The organism is Bacillus sp. 123MFChir2 (assembly GCF_000383235.1).
Classification (GTDB): Bacteria; Bacillota; Bacilli; order Bacillales; family Bacillaceae_G; genus Bacillus_A.
Map to the genome: position 1 here is coordinate 1 of NZ_KB910991.1, position 14342 is coordinate 14342.

Genomic DNA, 14342 nt, shown 5'->3' on the forward strand with positions numbered 1-14342 from the left:
AAGGGAAAGAGCGTTACAAAATCGAAGCGAAAAATAGTGAACTGAAGCACAGACACGGGTATGATGTAGCATCTTCCTCGGGTCTCATTGGTATGCGAATGCAAGGTGCGATGGCTATATTTGCCGTCAATTTAAAACGAATTATGACCTTAATGAAGGAAAAAAAGGAAGAAAAGTAAAAAAAGAATAGAAAGAAAGGCGACTTTTCGTTCCATTTTGAACGAAAAGTCGCCTTTCTAATTTCACATCCGGTTTTTGAGCTGAAAAAACGTGAGTTTTTCAGTGGCCTCCGGCTGCTGTGTCTTTTTGATTATTAAGCTAGTGCAATATAAATATCAACTTGAGCGTCATTTGGATCGAAAGCTCGTTCATCATATAGTTCAAAGTCTGTTGTGAACGCACGTTTATTTTCTTTTGACCAGTCCCAAATCTCTTGCCATGCTTCTACGATGATTTCGGATAGCGGCCCTCGGCGCGTTGTAAATACGGCGTATGTAGTAGCTGGGATCGTGAATGATGCCATGTTTTCTGGTGTATCAATGACAGTGGAAACAGGAACACCAATTGCGAACGTATAGAAACCTGTTTCATCAGATTCATAGTTGCAATATAGTGCAAGCGTTTCTGTTTGTGTAGCATGATTTGGAATGTGGTTGCTAATTTGTTCTTGGAAGTATTGACTCCATAGGTGAGGGATTTTTCCGCCGCTCGACATTTCCAGTTCATTGTTTGTAGTAATAGAGATACCAATGGCTTGAAAAGCTTCCTTTTTTACGATTTTAGGTTGCATCATTGTGTCATCCTCTCTTTTTTTGTGTAGGAACAAACGTTCTTGTGAATTATACCATAATTATACAGAGGGAGGATAGGGGATTGTATGTCGCACCGCCGATATATCGTGAAAATCGCTGGGCATGTAAAAAAGAGACTGTTTCAAAGGTACATCTTTGAAACAGTCTCTTCCTATTAAAACATGCTAGAGCTATGCATTGGTTGCAGCTTTGCATTTGGATCGAAGTACGCTTTTGCGTTGTTTACTGCTGTTGGTGCTTCGCCAAATCCGCATGCAATGAGTTTTACTTTTCCTTCATATGTGCAAATATCACCAGCTGCGTAAATACCAGGGATGTTTGTTTCCATTTTGGAATTTACAACGATACTGTTTTTTTGAATATCTAAGCCCCAGTCTTTAATGGGACCGAGGGAAGAGACGAATCCATAGTTAACGATGACATCATCAACATCAATGACAACTTTCTCTTCTGTTTTGACATGTTGAAGGACAACTTGTTTAATTTTTTCATCACCGACCAGTTCAACGGGAACGTATGGTGTTTTCACTTGTGCGCGCGAGTTCAGTAGCGTTTCAACGCTATGCTCATGTGCGCGGAATTTATCACGGCGGTGAACGATTGTAACTTCTTCTGCGATTGGCTCTAACATCATTGTCCAGTCTACTGCAGAATCTCCGCCTCCAAAGACAACAACGCGTTTGCCCGCAAATTTATTCATATCATCAACGAAATAGTGTAAGTTTGTTTTTTCGAATTTTTCTGTGCCTTCTAATTCTAAACGACGTGGCTGGAATGCGCCGTTTCCTGCTGTAATGATAACGGATTTAGAATAGTGTGTTTCTTTATTTGTTACAAGTTTGAACACGTCATCTTCTTGTTTTTCTATCGTTTGTACAGCTTCTTCTAGGCAAATGGTTGGTTCGAACTTGCTCATTTGTTCTTTTAGATTGTTAATGAGTTCTTGTGCACGAATTTTCGGAAAACCTGCGATATCATATATGTACTTTTCAGGATATAATGCGGATAATTGACCGCCGAGTTGTGGCAAGCTTTCGATAATTTTTACGCTTGCTTGTCTCATACCGCCATAAAAAGCTGTGAATAATCCAGTTGGACCTCCACCGATAATAGTGATGTCGTATACCTTTTGATTTTCTGTCACTGTTTACTCCCCCTATAATTAGGAAATTTTTCGTGCTTCTCCTATATACACTCGTATGTATGTTATACGAAACTTCCATGAGCGGAGTGCAAGCGCACTCAAGACAAATGATATCATATTTTATAAAAAAATACCGTAGAAACGACTGAATTGTGTATGCACTTCATATAGATTTATTATATAGAAGAAACTAGCCAATAAGTAAAAGATGTAATGTTTGGTAATTATGTGTATTTTTTCGTAATTTAAATGTATATAAGGCATAACAGAAAGCGAAAAAAATCGGTAAAAAGCTATATACGCTTAGCGATTCAGGAAATGTCGAAAAACTTAAAACGACCACGTTATTTTAAAATATTGATAATTTTACAAGTGCTTGAAAAGTAAAGAGAAAACGACTAATATAGGAAAGTAAAAATATTAATTTTTTGTGACAAATTTCGTAACATTTTTCAAACTTGTTATTGGTTTTGTTAAGAATGTGAAAAACTGTACATTCTTAACATTTAATTTGTTTTAGCACTATTTTTATTATTTTTAACTATCTATATAAAGAAGAGGAGTGTGATTAGCTTGAAGAAGCCAAAAATCGTAGTTTTAGGCGCAGGTTATGGTGGAATGATTACTACTGTTCGTCTGCAAAAAACATTATCTGTAAGTGAAGCTGAAATCACATTAGTAAATAACAACAGCTATCATTATCAAGCAACTTGGTTACATGAAAGTGCAGCTGGTACGTTGCATCACGATAAAGTTCGTTTAGACATTAAAGATGTAATCGACACAAACAAAGTAAACTTCGTACAAGACACAGTTGTAGAAATTAAAGCAGCTGAAAAGCGCGTTATCTTAAAAAATAGTGAGTTAGAGTATGATTACTTAGTAATCGGTCTTGGTTTCGAGTCTGAAACGTTTGGAATTAAAGGATTAAAAGAGCATGCATTCTCAATCGCTAACATTAATGCAACCCGTCAAATTCGTGATCATATGAAGTACATGTTCTCTCTATATGCTTCAGAAAAACGCGATGAGTTAGTTACAATTGTTGTCGGCGGTGCTGGATTTACAGGTATCGAGTATGTAGGTGAGCTTGCAAACCGTATTCCTGAGCTTTGCAAAGAGTATGATGTTCCTCGCGAAAAAGCGCGTATCATTTGTGTTGAAGCTGCACCAACAGCACTTCCTGGTTTCGACCCAGAGCTAGTTGAGTATGCTGTAAAACAATTAGAGAAAAAGGGTGTAGAATTCCGCATTGGTACAGCGATTAAAGAAGCAAATGAAGAAGGTATTATTGTTGCAAACGGCGACGATATAGAATTATTGAAATCTGCAACTGTAGTTTGGGCTGCAGGTGTACGCGGTAATGGTATTGTAGAAGAGTCAGGCTTTGAAGCAATGCGCGGCCGTGTAAAAGTGGACGAGTACATGCATGCTCCAGGTCATGAAGAAGTATTCATGGTTGGTGATGCAGCGTTAATTATTAACGAAGAAATTAACCGTCCATACCCACCAACAGCACAAATCGCAATTCAACAAGGTTACAATATTGCACATAACTTAGCTGTTCTTGTTCGTGGTAAAGGCGAAATGCAGAAGTTTGTATTCGATAACAAAGGTTCTGTATGTTCATTAGGCCATGACGATGCAATGGGCGTTGTCATGGGCAAAAAATTAACTGGATGGAAAGCTTCATTTATGAAGAAAGTAATTGATAACCGTTACTTATTCATACTTGGCGGACCTTTATTAGTTCTTAAAAAAGGTAAATTAAAACTATTTTAGTAACTAATCAGTCACTGAGAAACCGACCTAAAATCACTTTTCTTTTAGGGTGGCGAGTGCATCTGGCCACGTGTTGGAGCAGTCATTGCCTATTTCCTCCCACATGCCAAGTTTTAAAACAAAGGAAGGTAGCAAGGGGTAGGTCCATTTGTATCTTCACAGCAGCAATCTAGATGATGAAACATGAAAATAACTTTCTATAGGTAATAAGGGGCGTATTTTCGCTGGAATCATACTCCTTACCAAATTTCTAAATGAAATGTATGGCTGAGTAGTTACCTATTTTAATTGTAATTCAAAACAGAAATGGATATTGTAGCCATTTCTGTTTTTTATGTTTCTGTTTAACTTAATATTCAGAAGTTTGTAAAGTTCGTTTTAAAAAGGGGACGCGTTCTCCTTTTTAAATCTTTATAGTATAATGAAAGAAAAGAATGAATATTCTGTTCGTTTGATCGGAAGGAGTTTCTAGTAATGAGTAAACGTGGAAAGGTGTGGTTAGCGGTAAGTGGTCTTGTCGTAACGTCAGATGGAAGATGGCTTGTCGTTAAGAAAAACTATGGCGGATTAAAAGGAAAATGGTCATTGCCTGCTGGTTTTGTCAATGAAGGCGAAACAATTGATCAAGCAGTGCAGCGTGAAGTGTTAGAAGAGACAGGGATTGCTACGAGTGTAAACGGAATTGTAAGTGTGCGATCAGGGGTAATACAGGATGAGATTAGTGATAATATGATTATTTTTCTTCTAGAGCCAAAAGGAGAAGAGATTGTTATTCAGGAGCGAGAATTGTCTGAAGGAGCATTTTTATTTCCAAAAGATATCATACATGATGAAAATGCTTCTGTGTTAATACAGTATTTATTAGAAGCAATGCCAGTTCCGGTTTTACAAATGGATGAGACGTTAAATCCAGGAGACCAGTTTGGTTATACAGCATATAACGTTTTTATAGGAAATACAGAAAATAAATAAGAAGGGATGGAAATAATGAGCGTACCTGTTTTGTTAATTTCTATGATGTTATTCTTAGTTTTATTTTTTGGAATTGGTTTTTTATTAAATATGATTTTACGGGCAACATGGGTGATGCTTGTTGTATATCCGCTTATTTGTGTATTTATTATTGATAAAGTTGATTTCTTAGATTATTTTGTAAAGCCGAAAGAAGCATTTTCTTCATTAGGAACAAGTTTTCTTCATCTTGGACAGGCTGACATTTTCATTTTATCAACAGGCTTAGTTGGTGCTGCTTTATCTGGTATTGTAATCAAATCATTACGGCAACGTGGATATCAAATGTTTTGAAGCTCCTTTCTGAGGAGTTTTTTCACGAATATTTTCTTCATCGATTGGGGCACAATAACGATGAAGGAGTGTGGAAACGAAAATGATAAAACGATATAGCATTCGCATGATAATGGTTTGCTTATTTGTAGCTGCATTGTGTGTAACTTGGCAAGCTATGTCAGGAATCTCTTTTTTTGAAATGATTCACATGTATAAGAAAAATGAAGTGAAAGTAGTACACGCAGCTGAACAAAATAAGCAGGCGATTCCAAGTGCCGAAGTTATTCGTGCTTTAGAGAATGCAAAAGATTGGTCAAAGTATCGCCAGATGGAAGTTACGGCAACAGGATATACAGCTGGTAGGGAGTCGACAGGAAAAACAAAAGAACATCCTCAGTACGGGATTACATATTCCGGAGTGAAAGTAAAACGGGATATATATTCAACAATCGCAGCTGACCTTCGCGTATTTCCGATTGGGACAATTCTATTTGTTCCTGGATATGGCTACGGTGTTGTGGCAGATAAAGGCGGTGCAATTCAAGGGGATCGCCTTGATTTATATTATGAAACCGTGCGAGATGTATATAATCAATGGGGAAAGAAAAAAGTGAATGTTTATGTTGTGAAAATGGGAAATGGTAAACTTACAGAACAAGATTTAGTGCTTTTAAATGAGGATGAAACAATGCAAGTGTTTCGCGCACAATATTTAAAACAACAATAGTCTAGAGGCTTGTAGCGCTAGACTTTTTTTCGTTTGTTATCATAAAGTGGAATGGAGGAGAAAAAACGCAGTAAAGGGAGAGAAGTGATGAAAGATTATCCTTTAGCGTATTATGAGTTTTTTATAAGGTATAATGAAGGTGATTATTATATGTGCCATGATTTATTAGAAGAAATGTGGCTTGAGGACCGAGGGAATTTGTTTTTAAAAGGTTTATTACAAATGACAGTTGCGCAGTATCATTATAGCTACGGGAATATAAAAGGAGCACGAATGATGATGGAAGTAGCTGAAATGTATTTAACTCCCTATTGTAAAGTTTATTGGAACTTAAATGTTGAAAAAGTTGTACAGTTTATTCAAACGTGTCGTGAAATGTTACCGAAAGAGATAAATCAAATTCCATATGAGCAAATTCAGGATTTGCCGAAGCTTCCGCCATTTATTTTATATATGGAAGAAGTTTGAATTATCGCATTTTCCTGAAAATAAAGGTATAATAGAAAGAGAAAAACCAGGGGGTGCTGACATGTTTCAAGTACAAAAAGAACTAGCAAGTCATGAAGCAGTGGTTGTTGCATTATTTGAAGATGAAGTAATGAGTAGTTTTGTAAAGGAACTAAACAAAGCGTTTGATGGACATTTACAAGTGCTACTAGATGAGAAGGAAATTTCTCCAAAGAAAAAAGTTATTTCGAAAGTACATAGCTTAGGAAAAACAGATGTAAAGCGTTATTATTTTGTTGGTCTTGGCAAAAAAGAAAAATATACAACAGAAACGCTACGCGGCGCACTTGGAAAGTTAGCAAAAACACTGCAAAGTGCGAAAGTGAAAGATGTTGCATTTATGTTAGATTCATTTGTTACAGAAAAACTGGATGCTATTGATGTTGCGCACATTGCGGCAGAAACATATTTCCTTGGTACATATGAATTATTAACATATAAAACAGATAAAAAAGAAGCTCATCAATTAGATAGCTTTGTTGTGATTACAGAGGAAGATACGCAAGAAATTGAAGCTGCATTAACAGTTGGCTACGTACATGGACGTGCTACAAACTCTGCGCGTACGCTTATCAATATGCCGCCAAACATGTTGACGGCAACGGCTTTAGCAGATTATGCTGTTGAACTAGCTGAAAAATATGATATGGATTATAAAGTTCTCGAGAAAGAGGAAATGGAAGAGCTTGGAATGGGTGCCCTACTTGCGGTAAACCAAGGTTCTACGGAGCCGCCAAAAATGATTGCTCTTTTATATAAAGGGAAAGAAGAGTGGACAGATGTAATTGGCTTAGTTGGAAAAGGGATTACATACGATACAGGTGGTTATTCTCTAAAACCACGTGAAAGCATGGTTGGTATGAAAGGTGATATGGGCGGTGCGGCAGCTGTTCTTGGCGCAATGGAAATTATCGGTGAACTTCGCCCAGAGCAAAATGTAGTGGCTGTTATTCCTTCGACGGATAATATGGTAAGCGGAACTGCATTTAAACCAGATGATGTGATTACATCAATGAGTGGTAAAACGATTGAAGTGTTAAATACAGACGCAGAAGGCCGCTTAGCGTTAGCTGACGGTATTACGTATGCGAAAAATCTTGGAGCGAATTACCTTGTTGATGTCGCGACGTTAACAGGTGGTGTCATTGTAGCTTTAGGAACTCATACAACAGGTGCGATGACAAATAACGAAACATTTTATGAGCAAGTGCTAGAAGCATCGATGGAAACAGATGAGACAATTTGGCAATTACCGATTTTTGAACGCGATAAAGAGCGTGTTCGAAATAGTAAGTTAGCAGATTTAAATAACTCTCCAGGACGTGAGGGTCATGCAATTATGGCGGGTGTATTCATTGGAGAATTTGCAGAAGAAACACCTTGGGTGCATTTAGACATCGCGGGAACATCTGATACAAGTAGCGCACATGACTTAGGTCCAAGTGGAGGAACAGGAGCAATGGTGCGTACATTGGCAACGTTTGTTGAAAGATTTGGAAATGAAGAGTAAGTGAGGAAAGGATCGGCATTTGCCGATCCTTTTTTTCGGTATGCGCCAATGATTTTTCACGATAAATAGGGAATTAAATGTTGTAAAAAAATAAAAAATATTGAGGGAAGCATGATTTCTTTCATATAATGAGAATATGCTGATTGAGAGGAGAAAACAACATGGAATGGAAAAAAGAGTATGAACGCTGGATTTCCTTTGCAGATTTAGATGCAGAGCTAAAGCAGCAATTAGAAGAAATGCAAAGTGATGAAAAGAAAATTGAGGATAGTTTTTATAAAAATTTAGAGTTTGGTACGGGTGGTATGCGCGGAGAACTAGGTGCGGGTACAAATCGTTTGAATGTGTATACTGTTCGTAAAGCAACAGAAGGTTTAGCACGTTTTATTGAAAAACAAGGCGAAGAAGCAAAAGCGCGCGGAGTTGTTGTTGCATACGATTCTCGTCATAAATCTCCAGAGTTTGCGATGGAAGTGGCAGCAACATTAGGTGCTCACGGTATTAAAACATACGTATTTGAAAGTCTGCGCCCAACACCAGAACTGTCCTTTGCAGTGCGTTATTTACATACGTACAGTGGTATTGTTCTTACAGCGAGCCATAACCCACCGGAATATAATGGCTATAAAGTGTACGGAGATGATGGGGGACAATTGCCTCCGAAAGAAGCGGATGAGTTAATTCATTATGTAAATAATGTAAGTAATGAATTGACAGTAGAGGTTGCTGATGTAGAGCAATTGAAACAAAACGGTCTTCTACAGATTATTGGTCAAGAAGTTGACGATGCATATTTAGAACAATTAAAAACAGTAATTCTTAATAAAGAGCTTGTGAAGGAAATTGGACAAGATTTAAAAATCGTTTTCTCACCTTTACATGGAACATCTAATATTCCGGCTCGCCGCGGATTAGAGGCAGTTGGATTTAAAAATGTAACCGTTGTAAAAGAACAAGAACAGCCAGATCCAGATTTTTCAACAGTAAAATCACCAAATCCAGAAGAGCATGCTGCGTTTGAATTGGCAATTGGGTACGGTGAAAAAATTGATGCAGATGTATTAATTGCAACAGATCCAGATGCAGATCGTCTTGGCGTTGCAGTTCGCAATCATGATGGTGAGTATCAAGTGTTAACTGGAAACCAAACAGGTGCTTTAATGCTAGAATACTTATTATCACAAAAGAAAGAACAAGGCATTTTACCGGCAAACGGTGTTGTATTAAAAACAATCGTTACATCAGAGCTAGGACGTACAATCGCAAAATCTTACGGACTTGATACAATTGATACGTTAACTGGCTTTAAATTTATCGGTGAAAAAATTAAGCAATATGAAGCGAGCGGAGAATATGAGTTCCAGTTCGGTTATGAAGAAAGCTATGGTTATTTAATTCGTCCGTTCTGTCGTGATAAAGATGCGGTACAATCTGTATTATTTGCATGTGAAGTTGCTGCATATTATAAAGCGCAAGGTAAAACATTGTATGATGGTTTACTTGAAGTGTTTGAAAAGTACGGATACTTCCGTGAAGGACTTGTTTCCTTAACGCTAAAAGGAAAAGACGGAGCAGAACAAATTCAGACTATGATGACATCGTTCCGTGAAAATAGACCGACAGAAGTTGCGGGCTTAGAAGTAACGATTGCTGAAGATTATAAAGCGAGCGTTAGAACAAAAGTAGAAGAAAATGCGACAGAAGAAATCAAATTACCAAAATCAAATGTATTAAAGTATTATTTGGCAGATGGATCTTGGTTCTGCTTACGTCCATCTGGAACAGAGCCGAAAATCAAGTTTTACTTCGGTGTGCAAGGTGATTCCTTACAACATAGCGAAGAGAAGCTTGAAGAAATTAAAAAGGCTATTATGAATCGTTTTTAATAAGAGTAAGGAGAGGAAAGAAATACTTTTCCTCTTTTTTTATGTCTTTATATGGTTCATCACCGTAACATGGGGTTGATTTTTTGAAAGTGAATCATTTTCAATACAATTCACTGTGAGTGGCGACTCCTGCGGGAATAGTGAGAAAAGTGAGGTCCCGCGGAAAGCTAGAGTGGACATCTATCTAAATGTCACCCCCGCCTTTTGGTGATGAACCCTTCATACAAAACAAGGAAATAAATGTAAAAAAATATAGACAAACATGAAATTTTCTTTCTTTTATGATAGAATTTTATTTTGTATGTAGTAAAAATGATATTTTAATATTTAAGGGGGATATAGGAAGTAAAAAATTAGCAGAATTAAACTTTCTCTGAAGTTGTTAATAAGAAATAATTGGTTCAGATCATTGCTAGCAAAGAATTATAGGAGCCTTCAATTGAAGGGAGTTCACTTTATACATGTGTTACTTCATAAAAAGAGAGTTGAGTGTATGAAAGCATCGGTTAAAAATTATCTGTTTTTACATGTAGCCTTTTTTCTATATTCTATTATTATGATTTATATGAAATGGGCGGCGAAGTTCCCAGTTAGCTCTATTGGTTTTTTAGTAGCTTATATGGGATTAGTTATTCTTTTGTTTGGATATGCAATTATTTGGCAGCAAGTAATTAAACCGTTTGAAATATCTAAAGCGTATTCACATCGAGGGATTATTATTTTATGGGGACTTCTATGGTCTGTAGTATTTTTTGAAGACGTCATAAAATGGAACAATTTGCTTGGTGCAGCTATTATTATGGTTGGGATTGTTGTGGTGACAAAAGATGAATAAGTATATTTTATTATATATTTTTGGGATTATCCTAGCGAATTATTCACAAATTCTGTTGAAAAAAGCAACGTTAATTGATTATGATGCGAAATGGAAAGAATATGTAAATCGCTATGTTATCATTGGATATTCATTATTTGTGATAAACGCAGGATTGAATATTATTGCTTTAAAAGGTGTTCCTTTAAAGCAAGCACCTGTTTTAGAATCACTTAGTTATGTTGTTATTTTAATATTTGGTTGGTATTTTCTTGGTGAAAAAATTACGAAAAGAAAAATAATAGGAAATATTATTATTATTATAGGAATAGCTGTATTTTGTATGTAGTAAATGGAGGAGGTTAGTCCGTATTAATGGGAAGTAAGGCCTCCACCTCAAAACTGAGAGAGAAATAAAGGGGATAGGTCGAGTGGTTTATTGTTCCTAAAATCCTAATTGATGAGGGCTTTTGAGAGGGATGAAGAAAATCATTCACTGGCAGAAGTTTTACTTTGTAATAAGTAGTATTGCACTAAGAAAAATAATATAATTGGAGTGTTCTTTTGTATGATAAATAAGAAAAAGATAGTTATGTCTTTTTTTGTAATTTTTTGTGCAGTTTTTTATGTGTTTCTAACTGGTTCTACTCATACTGTAAATAAAAGTCTTGCGTACAGTAATTACAAAATGATTGATTTAGCTGAGGGAGATGAATTACAACAGGAGTTCCGTTTTGCTGGAGAGAACCCTAAGTCTCTGTTACTACCTCTTACAAGCGAAAGTTATCATAAAAATGTATTATTGGAGTATGAACTTTCAGTTAAAGACAGAGTAGTGAGCAGAGAAACATTAGATTTAACAAAATGGGGTGGAGAATCCCATATTAAAGATCCTCATTTTAAAAGTAGTATTATAATTCCTATTCCGAAGGGTGTAGATAATGAAGTTGTTTTAACAGTGAAAGTAAAGAAAGCGGAGAATGGTGAAAAAATTGCTATTCGTAGCGGAACATCATTATCATCAGATGGGAAATTAATTGTTAAGGGTAAAGAAGATAAAGGACAGGCGGTAGCTGCAAAAGTACTATATAATCAATGGGATTGGTTAAAAATTAGACATGCTGTAATTACTGGACTAGTTGCTTTAGTTGTTTTGGCTTTAGTTGGAAATAATCCAGTTAAGAATTTTATTGTGGTTGCTGGGGCAATGGGGATTATGTTTAGTTTTAATAATCCGCTTTTTGAAGCAACTGATGAGAATTTTCACTTTGCGAAATCCTATGACATTAGTTTAGGAAATTTTCTATCTACTAAACAGGGTGATCAAGTAGGTGTTCATTTACCAGAAAATATAGATGATATGCCGCGACCAAACCAATTTGAGACAACATATGGCTTACTTGCTAATGGTGAAAGATACGATAGAGCTAAGAGTGAAGCTTGGGACAAGTATGTCTTTGCAAATAAAACACAGTTTGTCGAACAGCCAACAACGGCTGTATATACCCCGATTCCTTATATCCCACAAGCTTTAGGGTTGTTTATAGGAAATGTCCTAGGTTTAAAAGCTTTTAATGCTTTAATGTTAGGAAGAATTTTTAATTTAATTGCTTATATTGCCTTGACTGCAATGGCGATACAAATAATTCCAAGATTAAAAAATACGCTAGCGTTTTTAGCTGCATTTCCGTTATTTGTATCATTAGCCGCATCATTTTCAGCAGATGGAATATTGATGGGATTAAGTTACCTATTTATTGCGATTATGTTACAGAAACTGATGTGTTCGGAAAATGATACGTTACGAGCTAAGGAATTTATTATTCCAACTTTGTTATTAATTTTTATTGTATTGTGTAAGTTTACGTACTGGCCATTATCCTTCTTAATACTTGCGTTTTTAGGAAGGGGATTGTTCCGTACGAAAATACAAGGTATTATTTCATTCCTGATGCTTGCGGGTATACCAGGCTTAATCATGAGTGTTTGGAATTTGTTTGTAATGAAGTTTGTTGGAACAATTAATCCAAATCCAAAAATCAATCCAGTTGAGCAATTGAAATTCATGTTTGGACATCCAGTTGAAGCTATGAAAACATTCTTTGGTACGTTTGAAAGTGGAATGAGTATGTGGCTGAATATGTTAAATCAAGTTGGATGGGTAACGCATTTAATGAGCGGTATTGTAATTATTAGTTTGGTTGGACTTGTTATGACGGCAATTTTTGACCATACAGAAGATAAGTTTAAATTCCGCAACCTCGATTATATGATTTTTATTTTAACGAGTATAAGTATAATGGGCTTAGTTATGTTAAGTTTATACTTAACTTGGTCTGAAGTAGGTGCAGAATTCATCAGTGGATTACAAGGAAGATATTTCTTGCCTATTTTACCAATTGTATTATTTATTTTTAATGAAAAGATGAATGTGAAACAACATTCGGAATTAACGGCACAAAGGTCTGCGCAGTTAGCGTGTTGGATGTTGTTGTATGCAAATGTTTTTATGCTAGGTTATTTTTATTAAAATTAATGGAGTGAGGGATTACATTTGTTTAAAAAAAAACTCATCATTGTTCCTGCTTATAATGAATCGACGAACTTAATTCATGTTGTAGAAGATATAAAAAACAATGCACCAGACTTTGATTATGTCATTGTTAATGATTGTTCAAAGGATGATACAGAGAAAATTTGTCAAGACAATAATTTTAACTATGTCAGTTTACCAATTAATTTAGGAATTGGCGGAGCGATGCAAACTGGATATAAATACGCGCAACGCTACGGTTATGATATTGCTGTACAATTTGACGGCGATGGTCAACATGATGCTGCCTATTTAGGTGTCCTCCTTGAAACGATGAAAGAGAAGCAGGCAGATATGGTCATTGGTTCACGTTTTATTAATAAAGAAGGTTTTCAGTCTTCTTTCACACGAAGATTAGGAATTCGTTTCTTTGAAAAGTTAATTAAGGCTGTATCTGGAAAAACAATTACGGATGCTACTTCTGGATTTAGAATGGTGAATCGCAATATTATTAATGAATTTTGCGATTACTACCCAAAAGATTATCCAGAACCAGAAAGCATTGTTTCTGTATTAAGAAATGATTATAAAATTGAGGAAGCGCCTGTGCTTATGAGAGAAAGAATCGGAGGTACATCTTCAATTGTAAATTACAAAGCAATCTATTATATGATAAAAGTGACACTTGCAATTACAATTGATAGATTAAAACCTAAACGAAAGGAGAAGGTTTCATGACAATTCGCCTTCAAATTTTAATTATTTTAGGTGTATTAATAGGATTAATTATCTTTACGAACTTAGTTCGCAAAGAAAAATTAGAATTAAAATATGTGCTTACGTGGTATGGTGTTTTAATTGGTATTTTACTTATTGGGATTTTCCCAAAAACAATTGATGTTGTCTCACATGTATTAGGTGTTGCGACCCCAATTAATGCACTTTTCTTTTTCGGATTTGTTTTTGTTACTTGTGTATTGTTTTTCTTAACAGTGGTTGTGTCAAGATCTTCTATGCGGATTAAAGAATTGACGCAAATTATAGCAATCTATCAACATGAAAATAATCAGATGAAGAAAGAATTAGAGACAAGTACAGAAAAAGTGAAGAAACAAAAAATTACTTTGTAGTAAGCTGAAACAGAAGTCTTTAGTATATTAAAGACTTCTGTTCTATTTATGTTTAAAGTATATACGATTTCAAAGATATACTTAATGTTTTAGGGATTGTATATAAATACAAGTTGACTTTTTAACATCTAAGTCGCTGCTATGCAGAACAAAACATGGCCGCTACTTGCTGTCTATCTTTGTTTTAAACTTTGCACGTGGCAGGAAAAG

General features: G+C 35.7%; 14 protein-coding genes and 1 pseudogene. 13 read left to right on the plus strand and 2 right to left on the minus strand.

Annotated features, from left to right (window positions below; all coding sequences use genetic code 11):
• Window positions 1-179: pseudogene (locus tag H280_RS25945) on the plus strand (IS5/IS1182 family transposase); the annotation flags it as partial.
• A 134-nt stretch (window positions 180-313) separates the two neighbouring features.
• Here H280_RS25945 and H280_RS0121520 read toward each other — a convergent pair.
• Window positions 314-793: a GyrI-like domain-containing protein gene (locus tag H280_RS0121520; protein WP_020063175.1), complete on the minus strand. Its 480-nt coding sequence runs from the start codon at window positions 791-793 to the stop codon at window positions 314-316.
• Window positions 794-966: 173 nt separating this feature from the next.
• Window positions 967-1956: an NAD(P)/FAD-dependent oxidoreductase gene (locus H280_RS0121525; protein ID WP_020063176.1), complete on the minus strand. Its 990-nt coding sequence runs from the start codon at window positions 1954-1956 to the stop codon at window positions 967-969.
• A 573-nt stretch (window positions 1957-2529) separates the two neighbouring features.
• Here H280_RS0121525 and H280_RS0121530 point away from each other — a divergent pair.
• From H280_RS0121530 to H280_RS0121585, 12 genes are all read left to right on the plus strand, one after another.
• Window positions 2530-3738: an NAD(P)/FAD-dependent oxidoreductase gene (locus tag H280_RS0121530; RefSeq protein WP_020063177.1), complete on the plus strand. Its 1209-nt coding sequence runs from the start codon at window positions 2530-2532 to the stop codon at window positions 3736-3738.
• Window positions 3739-4212: 474 nt separating this feature from the next.
• On the plus strand, window positions 4213-4710 hold the full coding sequence (locus H280_RS0121535) for an NUDIX hydrolase (RefSeq protein ID WP_020063178.1): 498 nt from the start codon (window positions 4213-4215) through the stop codon (window positions 4708-4710).
• Between the two features lie 15 nt (window positions 4711-4725).
• Window positions 4726-5043 (plus strand): YuiB family protein, encoded by a 318-nt coding sequence (locus H280_RS0121540; protein ID WP_020063179.1) that lies wholly within the window; start codon window positions 4726-4728, stop codon window positions 5041-5043.
• Between the two features lie 82 nt (window positions 5044-5125).
• Window positions 5126-5752 (plus strand): 3D domain-containing protein, encoded by a 627-nt coding sequence (locus tag H280_RS0121545; protein ID WP_020063180.1) that lies wholly within the window; start codon window positions 5126-5128, stop codon window positions 5750-5752.
• A gap of 87 nt (window positions 5753-5839) precedes the next feature.
• A complete protein-coding gene (locus H280_RS0121550) occupies window positions 5840-6220 on the plus strand; it encodes a DUF309 domain-containing protein (RefSeq protein WP_020063181.1) in 381 nt (126 codons plus the stop codon).
• A gap of 61 nt (window positions 6221-6281) precedes the next feature.
• Window positions 6282-7769, plus strand: a complete 1488-nt coding sequence (locus H280_RS0121555; protein WP_020063182.1) for a leucyl aminopeptidase — start codon at window positions 6282-6284, stop codon at window positions 7767-7769.
• A 161-nt stretch (window positions 7770-7930) separates the two neighbouring features.
• Complete coding sequence (locus H280_RS0121560; RefSeq protein ID WP_020063183.1) at window positions 7931-9655, plus strand: phospho-sugar mutase; 1725 nt, start codon at window positions 7931-7933, stop codon at window positions 9653-9655.
• A gap of 493 nt (window positions 9656-10148) precedes the next feature.
• Entirely contained in the window at window positions 10149-10490 is a 342-nt protein-coding gene (locus tag H280_RS0121565; protein ID WP_020063184.1) for an EamA family transporter, read from the plus strand.
• Complete coding sequence (locus H280_RS0121570; RefSeq protein ID WP_020063185.1) at window positions 10483-10818, plus strand: EamA family transporter; 336 nt, start codon at window positions 10483-10485, stop codon at window positions 10816-10818. The genes H280_RS0121565 and H280_RS0121570 overlap by 8 nt, the downstream gene beginning before the upstream one ends.
• A 219-nt stretch (window positions 10819-11037) precedes the next feature.
• Window positions 11038-12999, plus strand: coding sequence for a DUF2142 domain-containing protein (locus H280_RS0121575; protein WP_020063186.1), 1962 nt, complete (start codon window positions 11038-11040; stop codon window positions 12997-12999).
• A gap of 24 nt (window positions 13000-13023) precedes the next feature.
• On the plus strand, window positions 13024-13740 hold the full coding sequence (locus tag H280_RS0121580; RefSeq protein ID WP_020063187.1) for a glycosyltransferase family 2 protein: 717 nt from the start codon (window positions 13024-13026) through the stop codon (window positions 13738-13740).
• Window positions 13737-14132, plus strand: a complete 396-nt coding sequence (locus H280_RS0121585; protein ID WP_020063188.1) for a DUF2304 domain-containing protein — start codon at window positions 13737-13739, stop codon at window positions 14130-14132. The genes H280_RS0121580 and H280_RS0121585 overlap by 4 nt, the downstream gene beginning before the upstream one ends.
• The last annotated feature ends 210 nt before the right edge of the window (window positions 14133-14342 follow it).